Source organism: Pseudomonas migulae, from assembly GCF_043225285.1.
Lineage (GTDB): Bacteria > Pseudomonadota > Gammaproteobacteria > Pseudomonadales > Pseudomonadaceae > Aquipseudomonas > Aquipseudomonas migulae_C.
The window spans coordinates 5,122,258-5,141,360 of the sequence record NZ_CP171224.1; the positions used below are offsets into that span (position 1 = coordinate 5,122,258).

Genomic DNA, 19,103 nt, shown 5'->3' on the forward strand with positions numbered 1-19,103 from the left:
CTGTCGCCGGCAAGCCGGCTCCTGCAGGTTGTGGTGTGTCAGGCATCAGGGGTGTGTCAGTGTTGGTGGTTACGGGGCGGAGAAGAAGTACCGCGTCAGGTGGAAGAAGATCGGGGCTGCGAAGCAGATCGAGTCCATCCGGTCGAGCATGCCGCCGTGGCCCTTGATCATCGTGCCCCAGTCCTTGGCGCTGAGGCTGCGTTTGATCGCCGACATGACCAGGCCACCGAGGAAACCCATCACCACGATGACAAGCGACATCAGCAGCGACTGCCAGAAACTGAATGGCGTCATCCAGAACATGCACCCGCCAATCAGCGTGGCAGACAGACCGCCACCGACCAGGCCTTCGACGGTTTTCGACGGACTCACCAGCGGCGCAACCTTGTGCTTGCCGAAGAGTTTGCCGAACACGTACTGCAACACATCACTCAGTTGAACCACGAACACCAGATAGAACAGCAACAGTGCGTTCTGGCCCTGGAAGCCTTGCAGATCGAGCAGCAACAGCGCGGGCGCGTGGCTGATGCAGTAGACGCAAATCATCACCCCCCACTGGATTTTTGCCGCCCGCTCCAGAAAGGCGTCTGTGTCCTGGCTCAGCACCGCAATCGCTGGCAGCAGCAGGAACGCGTACACCGGAATCAACAGCGTAAACAGTGAATACCAATGCGTGCCGATCAATACGTACTGCAGCGGAATCAGTATGAAAAAAGCCGAAAACAGCGCGTTATGGTCGCCGGGCCGCGTTGGCGTCAGGGTGATGAACTCCCGGAGCGCGAACAGTGAAATGAAGCCGAACAGAATGACCGTCGCATTCCCGCCCAACAGGTAGGACACGAAGAAAATGATCACCATCCCCCACCAGGCATTTACGCGCTGGTTGAGGTTTTCGATGGTCGAGATCGAGCTCTCGGTCTTGGCGCGCCCGGCCAGCAGGCGACCGGTGAGCGAGGCCACCGCGAGCAGACAGGCAATCGCAAAAAAGAACCACAGGAACTTGGTTTCAAGAGTCATTTCGACAGCCTCACAATGGCGTCACGGGCGCGTTCAAGGAAGGGCTGTTTTTCTTCTCCGGCAATCCGCTCCAACGGGTTGCCGATGCGGATCGTACAGATGATCGGCAGCGGCACGTGTTTGCCCTTGGGCATAGAGCGGTGCAGGTTTTCCAGATAGATCGGCACCAGGTCGACATCCGGGAAGGTTTCGCTCAGCCGGTAAAGCCCCGATTTGAATTCGCCGGGCAATGCCTGGCTGGACCGCGTGCCTTCCGGAAAGATGATGATCGAATGACCGGCGCGCACCACATCGAAGATAGGTTCCAGCACGTTGACGCCGGGCGCGGGGTTGCGGTCGATCAACACCGCATTCAGGCCTTTCTGCGAGATGTACGACAGGAAACGGTTCTTGCCCCAATAATCCTTGGCCGCCACCGGTTTCACGTTCACCCGTGCCTCGGGAGGCAGGGCCGCAATGATGGCGAGGGTGTCCATGTGGCTGGTGTGGTTGGCGAAATAAATGCGCTGGCGCGACAGGTCCGGCGGGCTTTCCCAGCGGGCCGTGACGCCAATCAGGAAGCGAAGAACGGAAATCAGCGCGTTACTGATCCACATGAGCGGCCCCTTTCAGTTGTCTGGCGATGGCCAGCGTGCGCGTGACGCAGGTGGCGGCGGAGCCGAGGGTGATGATGATCAACGCCATCAGCAGCACGTAGTGACTGGCGTAAACGCTCGCCTCGACGGCATTCAGCAGCAGCCCGACCGTCATGACCGCCATCCGGTGTTGCTTTGCCATCGGGCCTATGAAGCTCTGCGGCAGGCCGATCGAACCGCCGAACACCCGGACGTAGGCCGTCAGTGCCGCGAACAGCGCCGCGCACCAGCCAAGGTCCGGCCAGCCAATGGCATAGCCGAGCCCGACCAGCAGCAGGCTGTCGGCGATCCGGTCCGGGAATTCGTTGTAGAGACTGCCAATGTCGGACTTCTTGCCGCCCTCGATCGCAACCATTCCGTCGAAGAGGTTGCACAGCAAGCGCAGTTGAATGCCGATGGCACAGAGGAGGGAGCCGGCAATGCCGTTGTCGATGTTGAGCGCCGCGATGCCGACGAAGGCGAAGGCGATGCTGGCCACGGAGATCTGGTTGGGGGAGAGGTCCCTTTTCACCAACCGGTTGGTGATGTATCGGGCCCATCCCGCAGAACGCGTCTTGATGGGTCTTCTGTTTTCATCCATTTGCAATATCCATATCACTTTGTAGGAGCCAGCTTGCTGGCGATGGGCGCTAACGATAACGCGTTTATCCAGATAACACGCGTTATCGTTAGCGCCCATCGCCGGCAAGCCGGCTCCTACAGGGTTTTGGCGGGGAGCTTCAGCTCTGCGCAGAGGCCGCCGCCCTCACGGTTGCTCAGGGTCAACGACCCGCCAAGGGCCAGCGCCAGTTGCTGGGCAATCGCCAGGCCCAGGCCGGTGCCGCCGGTGCTGCGGTTGCGGGAGTTCTCCACACGGTAGAACGGCTCCATGACATGGGCCAGTTCGTCTTCGGCAATCCCGGGGCCACGGTCCATCACCTTCACCGACAGTTTGCCGCCAGGCTTGGACTCCACCTGCAACTCCGCCGCACCGGCGAACTTGAGCGCGTTGTCCGTCAGGTTCACCAGCACCCGACGCAAGGCGTGGGGGCGGGTGTCGATCACGGTGTCGCTTTTGCCGCTGAGCTGCACGTCCTTGCCCATGTCCTGATAGTCGAACACCAGGCTGTCGAGGAACGAATCCAGGTTGGTGCGGCGGCTCTCTTCGGTGGCGCCGTGGACGCTGCGGGCATAAGCCACACCTTCACGCACCAGATGCTCCATCTCACCAAGGTCATTCCACAGTTTTTCTTTTTCGCTGCAGTCGTCCATCAACTCGGCACGCAGTTTCATCCGGGTGATCGGGGTTTGCAGGTCGTGGGAAATCGCCGCCAGCAGTTGCATGCGTTCTTTCAGATAGGCCGCGATCCGCGCCTGCATCTCATTGAAAGCCATGGCGGCATGGGCGACTTCGGTCGGGCCTTTTTCATCCAGGTGCACCGGGTGGGTATTCGGGTCGAGGTTTTCCACTGCCTCTGCCAGGCGGGTGAGCGGGCGGATGGCGATGCGCACCGCCAGCCAGGTGCAGAGGATCATCAGCGCCAACTGGCCAAGCAGAACGATCGGCAACCATGGCGACAGCGGCACCATCGAAGGGCGCACGTCGATGGTCACGGGGCTGCCGTCGGCCAGCTTCAGGTGTACCTGGAAGTGTTTGATCGGGCCGGGAATGTCGGTCACGGTCATCGGGTAATCCTTGCCGATGGCGTCCTTGATCGAGGTCACTGCAATCGGCGTGTCGCGCATGGCCGTGCCCGGCGAGCCTTCATCGAGCAAGTAGCGGTAGTTGCGCCGCTCCAGCTGTTGCAACCAGCTCATGCGCTCTTCGGCCGGCAAGCGGTCGAGGATGGCGATGGAGGTCGAGACGTCGGTTTCCAGGTTGCCCAGCATGGTGTTTTTCGCGCTTTCGTAGCGCTCGTAATACTGCGCACCGAAGGACAGCGCCTGCGCCAGAATCAGGCCGATCAGAAAGATCAGCGACAGCCGCGAGGCGAGGGTGCGGGGCCAGTGCATCGAGAGCTTCATGACGGCGCACCGAGGACTTCGACCGGCAGGGAGAACACATAACCCTCGCTGCGCACGGTCTTGATGTAGGCCGGTTCGCGCGCGTCGTCGAGCAAACGCTGACGCAAGCGGCTGACCAGCAAATCGATGGAGCGGTCGAACAGATCGGCGTCGCGGCCCTGGGTCAGGTTCAGCAACTGGTCGCGGTTGAGCACCCGTTGCGGATGATCGAGGAACACCCGCAACAGCCGGTATTCCGCGCCGCTGAGGGCGACCATGGTGCCGTCGTCGTCGAGCAGGTGGCGGGCCGAGGTGTCCAGGCGCCAGCGACCGAAAGCCAGCAGGCGACCGCTTTCGGTGACCACCAGGTTCGGCGGCAACATCCGTGTGCGGCGCAACACCGCGTTGATCCGCGCCAGCAGTTCGCGGGCGGCGAACGGCTTGACCAGGTAATCGTCGGCGCCCATTTCCAGGCCGATGATGCGGTCGGTTTCGTCGTTGCGCGCGGTGAGCATCAAGACCGGCGTGGCCTTGTGTTTGCCGGCGCGGATCTCGCGGCACAGCATCAGGCCATCGTCGCCCGGCATCATGATGTCGAGCACGATCAGGTCGACCGGCGTGGTCTCCAGGAACGAACGCATCTGCCGACCGTCCGCGACGACGGTGGTGCGCAGGCCGTTCTTCTTCAGGTAGTTGCCTACCAGCTCTCGAATCTCGCGGTCATCGTCGACGATGAGGATGTGATCGACATGTTCCATGGGGCCAAGCCTCTGTAAATGGGGGATGACGCACAGTCTATCGAGCCTTTGCCCGCTCGCCCGCTGCCCTTTGTATTGCAGTGTATCTGGTGCGTCGACGGATACACATGGACGCAAAAACCTCGAATTTCCACGGTTTTGTATCGCTCTGTATCGGCAGGCCACTCTGATACTTACCGATTTACACGCGCCGGTTTTCGACACAGACGAGATACCTCGGGGCTTTCTAATAGGTTCCATCGAGGCAAACCCAACCGCCTCGGCTCAATTGAACGACCTACCCATTGAAGCCTTGAGGAAACCGCCATGAACACCAAAGCCATCTACGCCGCTTGCCTGTTTGCCGCCCTGAACATCTGCACCTTGTCGGCCCGTGCCGAAGCGGACGTCAGCGCCAAAACCTACAGCTACGGCACGCACCTGGACATCAAGAAAGTCGTGTCGCTGACACAGGACGCTTCGAACACCTGCGGGATTGTCGATGCCCAGCTGACCTACCTGGATTCCCAGAACAAAACCCAGGTCCTGGACTACCGCAAATTTGCTGACTGCAACTCAGACAACTGAGTCCTTCGCTGACCGATTGCCAATCCCCCTTGAGACAGGAAGAACATCATGAACAACGTCACTCGCTACTTGACCGCCGCTGCCTTCGCCCTGGCCGGCGCCGCTGCCCACGCCAACGCCGCCGTTGAACAAAGCGGCTGCGGCAGCAGCACCTGCTTCCAGCTGACCCCGGTGAACGAGCAGGGCGCCCACGACTTGCTGGTCCAGGACGGTTCGGACCGTACGCCGCAAGGCCAAATGGTTGCCGAGAACGGTAGCAGCCGCACGCCGCAAGGCCAGCTGCTGGATGAACAAACGGCCTGAAGCCACACCGTCCCCTGTAGGAGCCGGCTTGCCGGCGATGACGGCAGCACATTCAACATCGATGTGACTGAACGATCGCAATCGCCGGCAAGCCGGCTCCTACAAGGACGTGTTGCCACCCTTTAATGTAATAGGTGACCCCCATGTTCCTGATCGCTTTCCTGGGCGGCATATTGACCGTCCTCAGCCCCTGCATCCTTCCGGTCGTGCCGTTCCTGTTCGCCGGTGTCGACCGCACGCGCTCGTCGATCCTGCTCACCCTCGGCGGCATGGTCCTGACCTTCGCCCTGATCTCCAGCCTGGCCGTGGTCAGCAGCGAATGGGTGATCCAGGCCAACAACACCGGTCGCCACGTCGCCCTGATCGTCATGGGCCTGTTCGCCCTGTCACTGATTTCCGCGCGGATCGGTGGCTGGCTGGCGCGTCCCTTCGTACTGCTGGGCAATCGCCTCGACCCAAACACCCGCAAAATGTCCGGCCCGCTGGGTTCGGTCATGATTGGCGTCGCCACCGGTCTGCTCTGGGCCCCGTGCGCCGGGCCGATCCTGGGCGTGATCCTCACCGGTGCAATGCTGCAAGGCGCCAACGCGCAAACCAGTCTGTTGCTGGTGGCCTACGGCTTGGGCAGCGCGCTGTCCCTGGGCACGCTGATCTTCGCCGGTCGCGGCCTGGTCAATCGCTTGAAAGCGTCGATCCCGGTCACCGGTTGGTTGCGTCGCGGTGCCGGGTTCGCTGTGCTGGCCGCGGCAGTGGTGATTTCCACCGGTGCCGACAAGACCCTGCTGGCCGGCATTTCGTCCGAAGGCGTCAGCAGACTGGAGAAAGGTGTACTGGAAAGCGTGCCGAAAGTGGTGGATTACCTGGTCAGCAAGGTCAAGGCCGACTCGATGCTGGACAATGCCCAAGGCCCGATGCCGTCGCTGTCCGGCGCCGTCGAATGGATCAACTCGCCAGCGCTGAGCAACGACTCGCTCAAAGGCAAAGTAGTGCTGGTGGACTTCTGGACCTACGACTGCATCAACTGCCAGCACACCCTGCCGTACGTGAAAGACTGGGCGAAGAAATACGAGAAGGACGGTCTGGTAGTAATCGGCGTCCACACTCCGGAGTACGGCTTCGAGCGCATCATCGGCAACGTCAAGGATCAGGTGAAGAAGCTCGGCATCACCTACCCGGTGGCCATCGACAACAACTACACGATCTGGCGCAACTTCGATAACCAGTACTGGCCCGCTCACTACCTGATCGACGCCAAGGGCCAGGTGCGTTACACCCACTTCGGTGAAGGCAGCTACGACACCCAGGAGCAAGTGATCCAGCAGTTGCTGCAGGAAGCCAAAGCACCTGCCGCCTGAATCACCCCGCAACTCAATGGCTCACAGGCTACGCGCCTTGGGCCATTGTCTTTTTCTCCTGGCCTCGCCGCCATGCCGCGGGCGGTGCGCCGAACTCACGTCGAAACGCGCGGCTGAACGCCGTGTCCGTCTGGTAGCCGACCTCTTCAGCGATCCGCAGCAACGAGCTGTTACTGCTGCGTAACAGATTGGCCGCGAGCAACATCCGCCATTGCGTCAGGTACAGCATCGGCGAAATCCCCACCAGTTGTTGAAAGCGTTCCGCCAATACCGATCTTGACGTGCCGGCGGTGCGCGCCAGTTCATCCAGGGTCCAGGCGTGACAGGGTTTGGTGTGCATCGCATTGAGCGCGGCGCCGACGATCCGGTCGCCGGCACCCGCCAGCCAGCCGGTTCGACCTTCACCCTGTTCGTGCATGTACAGGCGCAGCACCTCGATGAACAGCACCTCGGCCAGTTTGGCCAGTACGCCTTCGCCGCCGGGCCTTGGCGAGCGTGCTTCCGCCAAGGCGTAACGCACCGACGATTCCAGCCAGTTGCCGGCATCCGAGCCGCGTACATTGACCCGCACGATGGCCGGCAAGCCGGTCAGCAACATGCCCGCCAGTCGCGTATCGCACGCCAGATAACCGCACACCAGCCGCGTCACCGCGCCGCCTCCGCCATAGCTCAATTGTCGCGGACGACGCGCCAGCACCACGTCCAGTCGTGCACCTGAGGCGGGTTTCAGACCGGGCTCGGAGCTCATGCGGTGGGCATCGCCCTGGGGAAACACCACCACGTCGCCGGCGGTCAGCAGCAGGGGCGGATCATCGCCGAGTTCGACGTAGCACTCGCCCTCGGTGATCAAGTGGAAGATCACCACCCGTTCCGCGCCGGGCTCCAGAAAGGGCGCGGCGGTGTCGGCACTCGGCGACTGGTAGCACCAGGGCGCGGTGAACCGGGCGTTGATGAAAATGGCGCCGACCAGGCGGACGACGCGCAGGGTCTGGGACAGGGCATCCATGGGGCTTTTCCCCTGTTGGCGAAGTGTTTTTGATTGTGAGCCTGTCTCGGCGTAACGCAAAACCTCCGGACGATCGGGCAGGGTTGACCGACGATCGGGCAGGACGCCTCCGGCCAGCGGCGCGATAGTGGACCCACAGGGCGACAGACCCTGTCATCAATAACAAGAATGAGAGGTTGCCATGCCAAAGTTCGTCATAGAACGCGAGATTCCAGGCGCTGGAACACTGTCAGAAAGGGATTTGAAAGCCGCTGCGCAAAAGTCCTGCAGGACGTTGCGCGACCTGCCTGAGGTGCAATGGCAGCAGAGTTATGTCACCGCAGACAAACTCTACTGCGTGTACCTCTCGCCCAACGAGGAGTTGATCAGGGAACACGCCAGGCAGAGCGGTTTTCCGGCCAACAGTATTTCCCGGGTCACCACCATCATCGATCCCACCACGGCAGAATAAGCCGGGGATGCAGTCTGTAACGGAGCGGATTTAATGAGTACACCCATTGATCTCACTGCCCTGAAAAACCGTCAGATGGCCTCCTGGGCCAGTGGCGACTATGCCGTGATCGGCACCACCCTGCAGATTGTCGGCGAGCAGCTCGCCGAAGCCTGCGACCTGCTGTGCGACGAGCGCGTGCTGGACGTCGCCGCCGGCAACGGCAATGCCACGCTGGCCGCCGCGCGTCGGGGCGGGCATGTCACGTCCACCGACTACGTGGCCGCACTGCTGGAGCGCGGCGAAGACCGGGCCCGGGCAGAACGCCTGGAAGTGACCTTCCAGGTGGCCGATGCCGAAGCGCTGCCGTTCGAGGCGGGGAGCTTCGACCTGGTGCTGTCGACCTTCGGTGTGATGTTTGCCCCGGACCAGCCCAAGGCCGCCGCCGAACTGGCGCGGGTTTGCCGCCCAGGCGGGCGGATCGGCCTGGCCAACTGGACACCGGAAGGCTTTGTCGGCCAGATGTTCAAGACCCTGGGCCGCCACCTGCCGCCACCACCGGGAGCGCAGCCGCCGTCGAACTGGGGAAGCGAGGCATGGTTGCATTCGCAGTTCGATGAGCGGGATTTCCTGCTTCAGGTGACACGCCGGTTCTTCAACTTCCGTTATCGCTCGGCGGCGCATTTCATCGACACGTTCCGCACCTGGTACGGCCCGGTGCACAAAGCGTTCGCGGCGTTGCCACCGGAAGGGGCGAAGGCGCTGGAAGATGATCTCACCGAGTTGATCAACCGCCTGAACCGAGCGGGAGACAAGTCGCTGGTGGTGCCGAGCGAATACCTTGAAGTGGTGATCACAAGGCGCTGACGCACACTTTGTAGGAGCCGGCTTGCTGGCGATGGAGTGTCAGTCGACATCTCCTTGGCTGGCATACCATCGCCAGCAAGCTGGCTCCTACAGGGTTTTGTGTGAATCCCGGCACTCCCGATCCCTTGTAGGAGCCGGCTTGCCGGCGATGGCGTCCCAGAGGGTTGTACAAATTTCAAGACCGCCATCGCCAGCAAGCTGGCTCCTACAGGGGGGCGTGTGAAGCTAGACGAGCCTGCGTTCGCTTATTCGTCCAGCCGTTCGGTGTACACCACCCAGACACTGCATGGCATTTTGTACAGCAGGTGTTCCACCGTGCTGCCGATCAGCCGTCCGAGGCCGCGATGGCCGATCCTTCCCATGACGATCACGTCGATATCAAAGGCGTCGGCATAGCGCGTCAGGACTTTGGCCGGGCTGCCCATGATCATGTGCCGCTGCTGCGGGGCGATGCCGTTGCGTTCGGCGAGTTCGTGGAAAGCTTCTTCCTGGCAATCGAACAGGGTCCTGGCCTTGGTCGAGGAGAAGAACGCCGAACCGTTGTCGAAGCCGAACTCGTCGGCGCTGATGGACGACAGGTCGTAGGCGTACACCACGTCCAGCTCGGCGTTGCAGGCGCTCGCCAGTTTCGACGCTTCGTGAAGGATGCGGTCGTTGAAGCTTTTATAGTGATCGTCGCGATGGAACGGGTCGACCGCCGCCACGATCCGCCGGGGCAGGGCATGTATCGCGTGACTGACGAAATGCAACGGCACCGGGCATTCGCGCAACAAATGGACATCGAGAGGGGTGAACACGAGGCGTGACAGCCTCGACTGATGTTCCAGTGCCTTGATCAGCACGTCCATGGGCTGTTCTTTGAGGTGAATCAGGATTTCTTCCAGCGGATGTTCGACCCACGTCACCTCGGTGGTGACCTGCACGCCGATCTTGCGCAGAGGCCGGGCCTGGTCCTCAAGCCATTGCCGGTGTCGGTCGATGTAACCGAGGCGCATCTGCTCAAGGGCTTGTTCATTGACCAGGCTGGCGGTCGCCAGACCTTCCAGATAATCGAACGCCACGATATGCAGCGCCGCGTCTTCAGCCTTGGCCAGCGCCGCGGCCCGGTCGAAGGCGGGGCTGTGTTCCATCAGGGGTGAGGCGACCAGCATGAAACGTGATTGCTCAGACATGACAAACCTCCCGTGAATCAACGAGCAGGTGCGGCATCTGCCGGGACTCAACCGCCCGAGATGCATTCATTCGACAGGCATTCAATCCTTCAAGTATTGACCATGATCAAGCGGCTGTCCGTCAGAGGGGCGTTCGTGCGCTAACCCCCTCCCGACAACCACGCGCACCCTTGTAGGCGCCGGCTTGCTGGCGATGGCGTCAGTGAAATCAACGCAAAATTGAAGGCCGTCATCGCCGGCAAGCCGGCTCCTACAAAAGATGCTTTAAACAACCTTTGCGTCGCGTGCCACCAGCAACTCACGCAAAACGGAGCGATGGCAGTGCGCCTCGTCCTCGCAGTAGCACCCGACGGCCATCGAAGTCTGATGGGATAGAGCGGCCAGCAAGTCGAGCAACTGGCTGGCGGCGGGATGATTCATCTCAGCCTTGAACTTGCGCCGAAACCCGTCCCAGGCCTTCTCGTCTGCCGCAGCTTTCGCTTCTGCCACCAGCTCCGCACTGGGCGACAGCAGCGGTTGCCACACATCATAAAAGTCACGGCTGGCAAACTCGGCCTTCGGCACGCCCCTTGGCGGGCGGCGCACAGTGCCGAGGCGCAGCCCTTCACCAGGCCGGCGCGGGGAACCGGGTTGCACAATATGGATGGGCATGACGATTTACCGGTGCCGCGAGCCGTCAAACCACTCCAGTGCTGTACGCCAGATGCAGATCCCCAGGAAGTACGCGGACATCAGCAGCCACAGCCCCATCACCAGCGGGTTGATCACCGGGTGGTTGATCACCAGCGACAAGCTGCACAGCAGCCAGATGGCGGTTACGGCGATGTTGATCGGCATGAACCGGCGTACGCGGAACGGGTGCAGGAACTTCATCCGGGTCACGGTCAGCAGCGCCAGGCCGATGACGGTGAGCAGGGTGATCCATGGCGACGGGGCGATGATGTACAGGCACAGCGCGACCACGTTCCAGGCGGCGGGGAAGCCCTGGAAGTAGTTGTCCTTGCTTTTCATGTTGACGTTGCAGAAACAGAACAACGACGAGACCAGGATCAGCGACACGGTCAGCAGCAACGTGTAGTCCGGCAGGGGAATGTAGCGATAGATGAACAACGCCGGAATGAACACATACGTCAGGTAATCGATCACCAGGTCGAGGATCGAACCGTCGAAACTCGGCAGCACCGACTGGACATTGACTTTGCGCGCCAGCGCGCCATCCAGCCCGTCGACGATCAGGGCGACGCCCAGCCACAGCAGGCAGTTGGTGGGCTGGTTTTCCAGCAGGGCGAGCGTCGCGAGGAAGGCGGTGACCACGCCCGTGGCAGTAAAACCATGGGCGCCCCATGCTTTGAGCCTGGCGATGTGTAGGGTGGATATCACGGGGGCGTTCTCCAGAAAGTGAAGCAAGCCAGTCATCACCCTCGTTGATCGAGGGCGGCGGCGAACCGGGTCGGGGTTGCAGGTATCGACCGGGAATTCGCGAATAAGGTTCACCGTTTGTAAATCTTAGCTGGGGTGGCAAAAAATACTCTGGATTAATGTTTGTGCTGGTCGGTGTGCATATCCATTTCTGCGGTAACGGCGACTGGCGGTTTCGCCCTTACGGCGAGTCACTTGGAAGAGCGCCAAGTAACCAAGCGCTTTTGCCCCTTTCGTTCGGTGCCTCGCCCAGGCTCGGCATTCCCTCGTTCCGGTCCTGCTCCGTGGGCCCGCCGCCATCGGCCATCCATGGCCGGGGGCGGCTACCGCGGCATCCTTGCCGCGGTGCCCACTGCGCAGAACCTCCACTCGGCCTCTCGAGGGGGCGTGCACCGCAAGATCAAAAGCCAAGGCGAGCTAACGCTCGGCCTGATGAGTGGTGAAAATCAAAAGCGTACGCGGCCCCCTGTAGGAGCCAGCTTGCTGGCGAAAAACGCCCAAACACCGCATACATCCAGACAGCCCGCGTCATCGTTAACGACCATCGCCAGCAAGCTGGCTCCTACAATTTTGATCGTGTGAACCCAATCCCCTGTGGGAGCGAGCCTGCTCGCGAAAAATGCCCGGGCAACGTGTGAATCCAGACAGCCCGCGTCATCCTTAACGTCCATCGCGAGCAGGCTCGCTCCCACAGGGGGAATGCGGTCAAGCGGAGAGCCAGGTCGGCTTTAAGGCCGCCTCGGCGGTTGTGGCGGTGGTCGCCCCCTCGAGAGGCTGAGTGGAGGTTCTGCGCAGTGGGCAACCCGGCATGGATACCGGGTTAGCCGCCCCCGGCCATGGATGGCCGATGGCGGCGGGCCCACGGAGCAGGACCGGAGCGAGGGAATGCCGAGCCTGGGCGAGGCACCGAACGAAAGGGGCAAAAGCGTTTGGTTACTTGGCGCTTTTCCAAGTAACTCGCCGTAAGGGCGAAACCAATAGCCGCCATCACCGCAGCAACGGATATGTACACCAACCCCCCAATAACCAACTTCAGTATTAAAGAAAGGACAGAGACGTCAGCCAAACGGTAATGGCGCAACCGCGTACGAGGACTATCGTTGCCTGACTGGATAACTCCAACCGATGAGGACGTCGTCATGAACACCAGCGATTTGCTCGAACAACTCCTGCGAGCCGGACAAGGCTCGATGACACAGCAGGGAGGCGGCGCACCTCAAGGCGGCATCGGCGGCGGCCTGGGTGGATTGCTCGGCGGCCTGCTCGGCGGCGGTGGCGGTGGCGGCGCAAACAGCGGCCTGGGCGGTTTGCTCGGAGGTTTGCTGGGCGGTGGCTCAGCTTTGGGCGGTTCGACCCAACAGCGCTCGGGCGGCGGCACCAACTACGCGGCGCTGGCGTCCCTGGGCATGATGGCTTTCCAGGCCTATCAGGCGTGGCAACGCAGCCAGGCAGCGGCACCGCAACAGGCGCCGCGCACCGTGGATCTGCTGTCCGGCCCCGAAGTCGAGGATCACAGCCATGCCGTCCTGCGCGCACTCATTGCAGCAGCCAAGGCCGATGGCCGGATCGATGATGCCGAAAAACAGATGATCAGCACGGAAATCGGCCGCCACACCGATGACCCGGAGCTTCAGCAATGGCTGGATGACGAAGTCGCCCGGCCGCTGGATGCCGCCGATGTCGCGCAGGCGGCGACGGACCCGGCGATGGCGGCGGAAATGTACCTCGCCAGCGTGATGCTGGTGGACGATCAGCAGGACGCCGAGCGCAGCTACCTGGATGAACTGGCGGCGGCGTTGCAGATTGATCCGGAATTGCAGGTGCACCTGGAGCAGCAGGCCAAGGGTGGTGTTGCTTAAATCTATCGCCAGCAAGCTGGCTCTTGTCGGAGCCAGCTTGCTGGCGATAGCGCCCTCGAATCCTGCATCAACCTTTCGGAACCAAAAACGTAACCCCATGCGCCTCGGCAATCTCCAGTATCCGCGGTAAATCCTCCGGCATCCTCAACCGATCCACCGCCGCAAAAAACCGCCCACCCCGGGGATCGGACACCACGCCGATCATCTTAGCCGTCGTGCTGACATTCCGGTAAGCATGAATCGTCCCGCCGGGAATATGCACATAACCGCCCGCCGAAACCGTGGTGGCAGTGCCCTCGACCGTCACTTCCACCTGGCCGTCAATCACATAGAAAGCCTCATCCCAAGGATGAAAATGCGCGGGTGGGCCGCCACCCTGAACACCTTCCTGAATGTGCATCTCAAAGGGTTTACCCGGATCGCCGCCCGCGAGAATGGTGATCGCCTCGCCAACGACATTGACCGGTCCCGGGGTTTGGTCGGGCCGGATGACGTGAACCGTTCGCATGATTGCTCTCCGGAGGGGAACCCACACCGCTTGAGTATATTCACTCCCGTTCACGCCGGCTGCGGCGGTGCAGGCCCGTCTGTCAGGGCATTCTCAACCCCGATTGAATTTTTCTCCGGGCCAATCGCTCTGCTGATGTAGAGACGTGTTGATTGAGCGTCCTGCCATTGCCCCAAGAGCGAGAGATGCGCCCATGACTGCCTTGACACGCCTCGAAACCGGACACGCCGTCCCGACCACCGGAAGCCTGAAGCATTGCTATGAACAGCTGCTGCTGGGCGACGATGCAGAGCAACGCCGGGCACTCGCCCGATCCGTTCTGGAAACCCAGCTGCAACGGGCGGCGGACCTGCCCAAGGAAATGCCGGAGGACGTGTCGGCCCTGCAATCCTTCGTCGAACAGCACTGCGCCGACGTCGCACGCCAGTACGCGGATTACCTGAGCGCGCGCAAGCAAGGTGGTCCACGGCAGTTCTTCAGCAACAAGGCGCACGCGCTGTATTTCCTGCAAGCCGTCAGCCCGACGAAGCTCGTGGACGGGGCCTGGTTGTACGGCCTGTTGCCGCGCTGGCGCGACCCGCGTTTCGAAGGGCTGATCGGCACTTACCTGGAAGAACTGGGTGAGGGCAACCCGGCGCAGAACCATGTGGTGATCTACCGAAAACTGCTGGCAGAGCTGGGTGTTGACGGCACCGGCGCCATCGAAGACGAACGTTACCTGCAAGGCGCCATTCAACTGGCGCTGGGCGAAAGCGCCGACGCCTTTTTGCCCGAGGTGATCGGCTACAACCTGGGTTACGAACAACTGCCGCTGCACTTGCTGATCAGCGCCTATGAACTCGCTGAACTGGGCATCGATCCTTACTACTTCACGCTGCACGTGACGATCGACAATGCCAGCACCGGGCATGCGCATAAAGCCGTGCAGTCGGTACTGCAACTGCTGCCGATTGAAGGTGATCGCGAAGATTTCCTGCGCCGGATTTCGCTGGGTTACCGGCTCAACGACCTGGGGCAGGGCAGCCGCGCGATCATCGAATCGTTCGATCTGCATGCTGAAGTGCTGCGCATGCTGGAGCGCAAACGTCCTTTCGGCCAGCACATGCATTCCGACTATTGCCGGTTTGAAGGCAAGACAGTCAATCAATGGCTGTCGGCGCCGGAACAACTCCCCGGTTTCCTCGCCGCCTTGGAAAACAAGGGCTGGATCAAACGTCATCAGGACCCAAAGCAGAGCCGCTTCTGGCAACTGATCCAGGGCGACGGCGCAGCGATGTTCGGTGTGTTCAGCCCTTATGAAAAACAACTGTTGCACGACTGGATCGCCGGCGACTGGGCGCCAGAGCATTCATCGCCCGCGTTTCGTCGCGGCACACCTGGCGCAGTCGAAGCCGACCTGCCCGCCGATGATCCCGATATCCAGGCCCTGCAATCCGCGCTCGAAGGACGGGCGGCCCCCGAGCAAATGCAGACGTTGATCCCGTGGCTGTCCGCCCATCGACACGCCCATCCTGCCGGCCTGATGGCGACACGTCGGTTCATCGAACTCAAATCCATCCTGCGCTAGGGGGCCCGGCATGAATCTGGAACAACAGTTGAATGCTGCCGATCTGGCCTTGCTGCAATTGGGACGGCGCTTGCAGGCCGACGGTTATCGCTTCGTCACGCCAACTCCGCTCACCCACCAGCGAGTCAATGACCGCGCGTTCGGCCAAAGCGCCCGCACGCTGCGCGAAGTGTTCGGCTGGTCACGGTCGTTCGAGCCGGGCCTGTTGTCCGCGGACGAACAGCGCCAATTGCAACAGGCGGGGGTGCTCGAAGAGAGCAATGGCCGGCTGAAAAGCCACGTGCGCTGGTCCAGTCTCGATGACTTGCTGTTCGTGCATTCCGGGTTCCCCACCGACAGCGCCGACGCCGTGTTCTTCGGTCCTGACACCTACCGTTTCGCCCAATTGATTCACCGCCATCTGCAACAGAATTTCGCGCCCATCAGGCGCGCCGTGGACATTGGCTGCGGCGCGGGTGTCGGTGCCATCGTGATTGCCCGTGCGCGAAGGGACGCCGAGGTGCTGGCGGTCGACATCAACCCGGCGGCGCTGCGCCTGACGGCAGTGAACGCCGCGCTCGCCGAAGTGGCCAACGTCAGTATCGAAGCCAGTGATGTGCTGCAGGATGTCGATGGCAGTTTTGACCTGATCGTCGCCAATCCGCCCTACATGGCCGATCCCGCCGAACGCGCCTATCGCCACGGTGGCGGGGCGTTGGGTGCGCAATTGTCGGTGCGGATTGTCGAGCAGGCGTTGAACCGGTTGAACCCCGGCGGTTCGTTGGTGCTGTACACCGGCGTGGCGATGGTCGACGGTTGTGATCCATTCCTCGCCGCGTTGACGCCGTACCTGGACACGGCGCGGTTTGGCTGGATCTATCACGAAATCGACCCCGACGTGTTCGGCGAAGAGCTGTTGACGCCCGGCTACCAGCGGGTGGAGCGGATTGCGGTGGTCGCGTTGGTCGTGACCCGGATCGGACCGGGCATTGGCGGCCACGTCGAGTCAGCCTGAGGGAGTAAGCCATGAGCAAGAATCTGGATGACTACAACCGCATGCGCGATTTTTCGGCGACCTCCGAACCGGCCGCCAAACACCCGGCCAGGAAAACCACGAAAGATCACGCCTTGCAGTTTTGCATCCAGAAACATGACGCCTCGCGCCTGCATTATGACTTTCGCCTGGAACTCGATGGTGCGCTGAAAAGCTGGGCGGTGCCCAAAGGCCCGTCGCTGGACCCCAAGGTCAAGCGCCTGGCGGTGCACGTCGAAGACCATCCGATTGATTACGCCACGTTCGAAGGCAGCATTCCCGAAGGTCATTACGGTGCCGGTGACGTGATCGTCTGGGACCGTGGCGTGTGGATTCCCCAGGAAGACCCGGCCAAGGCCTACGCCAAGGGCAAGCTCAAGTTCGAATTGCAGGGCGAAAAGCTCGGCGGCCTGTGGAACCTGGTGCGCACGCACATGCCGGGCAAGCAGGAACAGTGGTTTCTGATCAAGCATCAGGACAGCGCGGCCAAGCCTGAAAGCGATTACGACGTGGTCACCGCCGAACCGGACAGCGTGCTCAGTGACCGGACTCTCGTGCCAAAACAATCGAAAGCCGCCAGCAAGCCAAAACCCATCAAGAAACCGGCGCGCAAGGTGGCGGCCCAGACGAAGTCGGCGCAACTGACCGGCGCGCACAAAGCGAAACTGCCGGACCTGATCAAACCCGAGCTGGCGACGCTGGTGGAGAAGGCTCCGGATGGCGAGTGGAGCTATGAGATCAAGTTCGACGGCTACCGGATCATGGCCCGCATCGATCATGGCGAGGTCAGGCTGTTCACCCGTAACGGCCATGACTGGACGCACAAATTGCCCAGGCAAGCTGAGGCGCTGGCGGCGCTGCAACTCGAGTCCGCCTGGCTCGACGGCGAAATGGTTGTCGCCAACGAGCAGGGCGTGCCGGACTTCCAGGCGCTGCAAAATGCCTTCGACTCGGGTAACAGCGGCAACATTCTTTACTACTTGTTCGACATGCCTTATCTCAATGGCGTCGACCTGCGTGAGGTGCCAGTCGAAGAGCGGCGGGTAGCGCTGGCGACCGTGCTCAAACCCGGTGAAGACCCGTTGTTGCGATTCTCCGACGCATTTGCTGAAGAACCGGAGGCCCTGCTCAACAGCGCCTGTCAGATGCGTATGGAAGGGCTGATCGGCAAGCGCTTGGGATCGGCTTACGTGTCGCGGCGCAGCAGCGACTGGATCAAGCTCAAGTGCAAACATCGACAAGAGTTCGTGGTGGTCGGCTACACCGATCCGAAGGGGTCGCGCCACGCGTTTGGCGCGCTGCTGCTGGGCTTGCATGACCGGGACAGCGGTGAGCTGCGTTACGCCGGCAAGGTGGGCACCGGCTTCAATGAGATGACACTTAAAAGCATTTATGAGCAACTGAAGCCGTTGCGGGCGAAGAAGCCTTCGGTGGTCAATCCACCCAGCGGCTTTGACGCGAAAGGTGTGCACTGGCTCAAACCCGTTCTGCTGGCGGAAATCGCCTTCGCCGAAATGACCAAAGACGGTTCGGTGCGTCATGCCGTGTTCCATGGCCTGCGCGACGACAAACCGGCCAAAGACATCACTGAGGAGCGCCCCAACGTGGTGAAGAACAAACCTGCCGCCAAAAGCAAAGCGGCACCGGCCCCGTCACAACTCGGACTGGGTGAAGGCAAAGTGCGGATTACCCATCCCGACCGGGTCATCGACGCCAGCAGCGGCACCACCAAAGTGCAACTGGCGGAGTATTACGCCAGTGTCGCTGAATGGATACTGCCGGAGTTGAAGGACCGTCCCGTGGCATTGGTTCGCGCGCCGGACGGCATTGCCGGCGAGCTGTTTTTCCAGAAGAACGCCGAGCGCCTGGCCATTCCGGGTATCACTACGTTGGACAAGGAACTCACCGGCCAGCCGATCATGATCATCAACAGCGCCGAAGCCTTGATCGGTGCGGTGCAGATGAGCACCGTGGAGCTGCACACCTGGAACGCCACCTCGGCCAATCTCGACAAGCCCGACCGCTTTGTCCTCGATCTCGACCCGGACCCGGCGCTGCCGTGGAAAAGCATGGTCGAGGCGACACAACTGACGCTGTCGGTGTTGGATGAGCTGGGGCTCAAGGCGTTCCTGAAGACCAGCGGCGGCAAAGGCATTCACCTGGTAGTGCCGCTGACCCGCAAGCTGGGTTGGGATGAGGTGAAGGATTTCAGCCATGCCATCGTCAGCCATATGGCCAAGTTGTTGCCGGAGCGGTTTTCCGCAGTGTCGGGCCCGAAGAACCGGGTAGGGCGAATCTTCATCGACTACCTGCGCAACGGCCTCGGCGCCACGACGATTTGTGCCTACGCCGCGCGCACTCGCGAAGGGTTGCCGGTGTCAGTGCCGATCTTTCGCGAAGAGGTGGGCGAGCTCAAGGGCGGCAATCAGTGGAACATCCACACTGTGCATGAACGCCTCGCTGAAGTAGGGAATGAGCCCTGGGCTGATCTGAGGAAAACCAGGCAGAGCATCACTGCCGACATGCGCCGGCGGGTCGGCATGAAAAAATAGCTCTCACCGCCGCTCTTGCGGGAGCGAGCCTGCTCGCGAAGAGGCAATCCCAGTCGACACCAATCCCGCCTGAGACAATGCCCCACAGGCTCG

19 protein-coding genes are annotated in these 19,103 nt (G+C 61.6%); 9 read left to right on the forward strand and 10 right to left on the reverse strand.

Annotated elements, in window-relative coordinates:
- Nucleotides 1-69: 69 nt before the first annotated feature.
- The 5 genes from ACF6ZU_RS23495 to ACF6ZU_RS23515 all read right to left on the reverse strand — a co-directional run bounded on the left by ACF6ZU_RS23495 (nt 70) and on the right by ACF6ZU_RS23515 (nt 4,393).
- The gene (locus ACF6ZU_RS23495; protein ID WP_392887453.1) at nt 70-1,017 is read right to left on the reverse strand and encodes a phosphatidate cytidylyltransferase; all 948 of its coding nucleotides are present in this window, start codon (nt 1,015-1,017) and stop codon (nt 70-72) included.
- The gene (locus ACF6ZU_RS23500; RefSeq protein ID WP_392887455.1) at nt 1,014-1,613 is read right to left on the reverse strand and encodes a lysophospholipid acyltransferase family protein; all 600 of its coding nucleotides are present in this window, start codon (nt 1,611-1,613) and stop codon (nt 1,014-1,016) included. Before ACF6ZU_RS23500 ends, ACF6ZU_RS23495 begins: the two co-directional genes overlap by 4 nt.
- A complete protein-coding gene (locus ACF6ZU_RS23505) occupies nt 1,600-2,232 on the reverse strand; it encodes a CDP-alcohol phosphatidyltransferase family protein (RefSeq protein ID WP_392887457.1) in 633 nt (210 codons plus the stop codon). Before ACF6ZU_RS23505 ends, ACF6ZU_RS23500 begins: the two co-directional genes overlap by 14 nt.
- 116 nt (nt 2,233-2,348) lie before the next feature.
- On the reverse strand, nt 2,349-3,656 hold the full coding sequence (locus ACF6ZU_RS23510) for an ATP-binding protein (RefSeq protein WP_392887459.1): 1,308 nt from the start codon (nt 3,654-3,656) through the stop codon (nt 2,349-2,351).
- Nucleotides 3,653-4,393: a response regulator gene (locus ACF6ZU_RS23515; protein ID WP_392887461.1), complete on the reverse strand. Its 741-nt coding sequence runs from the start codon at nt 4,391-4,393 to the stop codon at nt 3,653-3,655. Before ACF6ZU_RS23515 ends, ACF6ZU_RS23510 begins: the two co-directional genes overlap by 4 nt.
- Before the next feature lie 306 nt (nt 4,394-4,699).
- Here ACF6ZU_RS23515 and ACF6ZU_RS23520 point away from each other — a divergent pair, with 306 nt between their 5' ends.
- The 3 genes from ACF6ZU_RS23520 (at nt 4,700) to ACF6ZU_RS23530 (ending at nt 6,618) form a co-directional block, all read left to right on the forward strand.
- Nucleotides 4,700-4,960, forward strand: a complete 261-nt coding sequence (locus ACF6ZU_RS23520) for a DUF2790 domain-containing protein (RefSeq protein ID WP_392887463.1) — start codon at nt 4,700-4,702, stop codon at nt 4,958-4,960.
- Nucleotides 4,961-5,008: 48 nt separating this feature from the next.
- Nucleotides 5,009-5,263 carry a hypothetical protein gene (locus tag ACF6ZU_RS23525; RefSeq protein WP_392887466.1) on the forward strand — a complete coding sequence of 85 codons (255 nt, stop codon included), beginning with the start codon at nt 5,009-5,011 and terminating at the stop codon, nt 5,261-5,263.
- A 143-nt stretch (nt 5,264-5,406) separates the two neighbouring features.
- A complete protein-coding gene (locus ACF6ZU_RS23530; RefSeq protein ID WP_392887468.1) occupies nt 5,407-6,618 on the forward strand; it encodes a cytochrome c biogenesis protein DipZ in 1,212 nt (403 codons plus the stop codon).
- A 28-nt stretch (nt 6,619-6,646) separates the two neighbouring features.
- Here ACF6ZU_RS23530 and ACF6ZU_RS23535 read toward each other — a convergent pair whose 3' ends face one another.
- A complete protein-coding gene (locus ACF6ZU_RS23535; protein ID WP_392887470.1) occupies nt 6,647-7,624 on the reverse strand; it encodes an AraC family transcriptional regulator in 978 nt (325 codons plus the stop codon).
- Between the two features lie 181 nt (nt 7,625-7,805).
- Here ACF6ZU_RS23535 and ACF6ZU_RS23540 point away from each other — a divergent pair, with 181 nt between their 5' ends.
- The gene (locus tag ACF6ZU_RS23540; protein WP_392887472.1) at nt 7,806-8,075 is read left to right on the forward strand and encodes a DUF4242 domain-containing protein; all 270 of its coding nucleotides are present in this window, start codon (nt 7,806-7,808) and stop codon (nt 8,073-8,075) included.
- Between the two features lie 33 nt (nt 8,076-8,108).
- On the forward strand, nt 8,109-8,921 hold the full coding sequence (locus ACF6ZU_RS23545) for a class I SAM-dependent methyltransferase (protein ID WP_392887474.1): 813 nt from the start codon (nt 8,109-8,111) through the stop codon (nt 8,919-8,921).
- A 245-nt stretch (nt 8,922-9,166) separates the two neighbouring features.
- On the opposite strand, the gene ACF6ZU_RS23550 is transcribed toward ACF6ZU_RS23545, so the two are convergent.
- The 3 genes from ACF6ZU_RS23550 to pcsA form a co-directional block, all read right to left on the reverse strand.
- Nucleotides 9,167-10,093: a universal stress protein gene (locus tag ACF6ZU_RS23550; protein ID WP_392887476.1), complete on the reverse strand. Its 927-nt coding sequence runs from the start codon at nt 10,091-10,093 to the stop codon at nt 9,167-9,169.
- A gap of 264 nt (nt 10,094-10,357) precedes the next feature.
- A complete protein-coding gene (locus ACF6ZU_RS23555) occupies nt 10,358-10,744 on the reverse strand; it encodes a DUF488 domain-containing protein (RefSeq protein ID WP_392887478.1) in 387 nt (128 codons plus the stop codon).
- A 6-nt stretch (nt 10,745-10,750) separates the two neighbouring features.
- Nucleotides 10,751-11,473, reverse strand: coding sequence for a phosphatidylcholine synthase (pcsA, locus tag ACF6ZU_RS23560; RefSeq protein ID WP_392887480.1), 723 nt, complete (start codon nt 11,471-11,473; stop codon nt 10,751-10,753).
- Nucleotides 11,474-12,651: 1,178 nt separating this feature from the next.
- Between pcsA and ACF6ZU_RS23565 the strand changes: the two genes are divergently transcribed.
- Nucleotides 12,652-13,371: a tellurite resistance TerB family protein gene (locus tag ACF6ZU_RS23565; protein ID WP_392887482.1), complete on the forward strand. Its 720-nt coding sequence runs from the start codon at nt 12,652-12,654 to the stop codon at nt 13,369-13,371.
- A gap of 67 nt (nt 13,372-13,438) precedes the next feature.
- Here the strand turns inward: ACF6ZU_RS23565 and ACF6ZU_RS23570 are convergent, their stop codons facing one another.
- Nucleotides 13,439-13,879, reverse strand: coding sequence for a cupin domain-containing protein (locus tag ACF6ZU_RS23570; protein ID WP_392887484.1), 441 nt, complete (start codon nt 13,877-13,879; stop codon nt 13,439-13,441).
- A gap of 193 nt (nt 13,880-14,072) precedes the next feature.
- Here ACF6ZU_RS23570 and ACF6ZU_RS23575 point away from each other — a divergent pair, with 193 nt between their 5' ends.
- Genes ACF6ZU_RS23575 through ligD form a run of 3 tightly spaced genes read left to right on the forward strand, consistent with a single transcriptional unit; the run spans nt 14,073 to nt 19,010 of the window.
- On the forward strand, nt 14,073-15,446 hold the full coding sequence (locus ACF6ZU_RS23575) for an iron-containing redox enzyme family protein (RefSeq protein WP_392887486.1): 1,374 nt from the start codon (nt 14,073-14,075) through the stop codon (nt 15,444-15,446).
- 10 nt (nt 15,447-15,456) lie between these two features.
- Nucleotides 15,457-16,440 carry a methyltransferase gene (locus ACF6ZU_RS23580; protein ID WP_392887488.1) on the forward strand — a complete coding sequence of 328 codons (984 nt, stop codon included), beginning with the start codon at nt 15,457-15,459 and terminating at the stop codon, nt 16,438-16,440.
- Nucleotides 16,441-16,451: 11 nt separating this feature from the next.
- Nucleotides 16,452-19,010: a DNA ligase D gene (ligD, locus tag ACF6ZU_RS23585; protein WP_392887490.1), complete on the forward strand. Its 2,559-nt coding sequence runs from the start codon at nt 16,452-16,454 to the stop codon at nt 19,008-19,010.
- Nucleotides 19,011-19,103: the final 93 nt, after the last annotated feature.

What these genes read in the sequence shown, in the direction of transcription:
- ACF6ZU_RS23495 (WP_392887453.1), bottom strand. Translation starts at nt 1,017, where the DNA reads ATGACTCTTGAAACCAAGTTCCTGTGGTTCTTTTTTGCGATTGCCTGT.
- ACF6ZU_RS23500 (WP_392887455.1), bottom strand. Translation starts at nt 1,613, where the DNA reads ATGTGGATCAGTAACGCGCTGATTTCCGTTCTTCGCTTCCTGATTGGC.
- ACF6ZU_RS23505 (WP_392887457.1), bottom strand. Translation starts at nt 2,232, where the DNA reads ATGGATGAAAACAGAAGACCCATCAAGACGCGTTCTGCGGGATGGGCC.
- ACF6ZU_RS23510 (WP_392887459.1), bottom strand. Translation starts at nt 3,656, where the DNA reads ATGAAGCTCTCGATGCACTGGCCCCGCACCCTCGCCTCGCGGCTGTCG.
- ACF6ZU_RS23515 (WP_392887461.1), bottom strand. Translation starts at nt 4,393, where the DNA reads ATGGAACATGTCGATCACATCCTCATCGTCGACGATGACCGCGAGATT.
- ACF6ZU_RS23520 (WP_392887463.1), top strand. Translation starts at nt 4,700, where the DNA reads ATGAACACCAAAGCCATCTACGCCGCTTGCCTGTTTGCCGCCCTGAAC.
- ACF6ZU_RS23525 (WP_392887466.1), top strand. Translation starts at nt 5,009, where the DNA reads ATGAACAACGTCACTCGCTACTTGACCGCCGCTGCCTTCGCCCTGGCC.
- ACF6ZU_RS23530 (WP_392887468.1), top strand. Translation starts at nt 5,407, where the DNA reads ATGTTCCTGATCGCTTTCCTGGGCGGCATATTGACCGTCCTCAGCCCC.
- ACF6ZU_RS23535 (WP_392887470.1), bottom strand. Translation starts at nt 7,624, where the DNA reads ATGGATGCCCTGTCCCAGACCCTGCGCGTCGTCCGCCTGGTCGGCGCC.
- ACF6ZU_RS23540 (WP_392887472.1), top strand. Translation starts at nt 7,806, where the DNA reads ATGCCAAAGTTCGTCATAGAACGCGAGATTCCAGGCGCTGGAACACTG.
- ACF6ZU_RS23545 (WP_392887474.1), top strand. Translation starts at nt 8,109, where the DNA reads ATGAGTACACCCATTGATCTCACTGCCCTGAAAAACCGTCAGATGGCC.
- ACF6ZU_RS23550 (WP_392887476.1), bottom strand. Translation starts at nt 10,093, where the DNA reads ATGTCTGAGCAATCACGTTTCATGCTGGTCGCCTCACCCCTGATGGAA.
- ACF6ZU_RS23555 (WP_392887478.1), bottom strand. Translation starts at nt 10,744, where the DNA reads ATGCCCATCCATATTGTGCAACCCGGTTCCCCGCGCCGGCCTGGTGAA.
- ACF6ZU_RS23565 (WP_392887482.1), top strand. Translation starts at nt 12,652, where the DNA reads ATGAACACCAGCGATTTGCTCGAACAACTCCTGCGAGCCGGACAAGGC.
- ACF6ZU_RS23570 (WP_392887484.1), bottom strand. Translation starts at nt 13,879, where the DNA reads ATGCGAACGGTTCACGTCATCCGGCCCGACCAAACCCCGGGACCGGTC.
- ACF6ZU_RS23575 (WP_392887486.1), top strand. Translation starts at nt 14,073, where the DNA reads ATGACTGCCTTGACACGCCTCGAAACCGGACACGCCGTCCCGACCACC.
- ACF6ZU_RS23580 (WP_392887488.1), top strand. Translation starts at nt 15,457, where the DNA reads ATGAATCTGGAACAACAGTTGAATGCTGCCGATCTGGCCTTGCTGCAA.
- ligD (WP_392887490.1), top strand. Translation starts at nt 16,452, where the DNA reads ATGAGCAAGAATCTGGATGACTACAACCGCATGCGCGATTTTTCGGCG.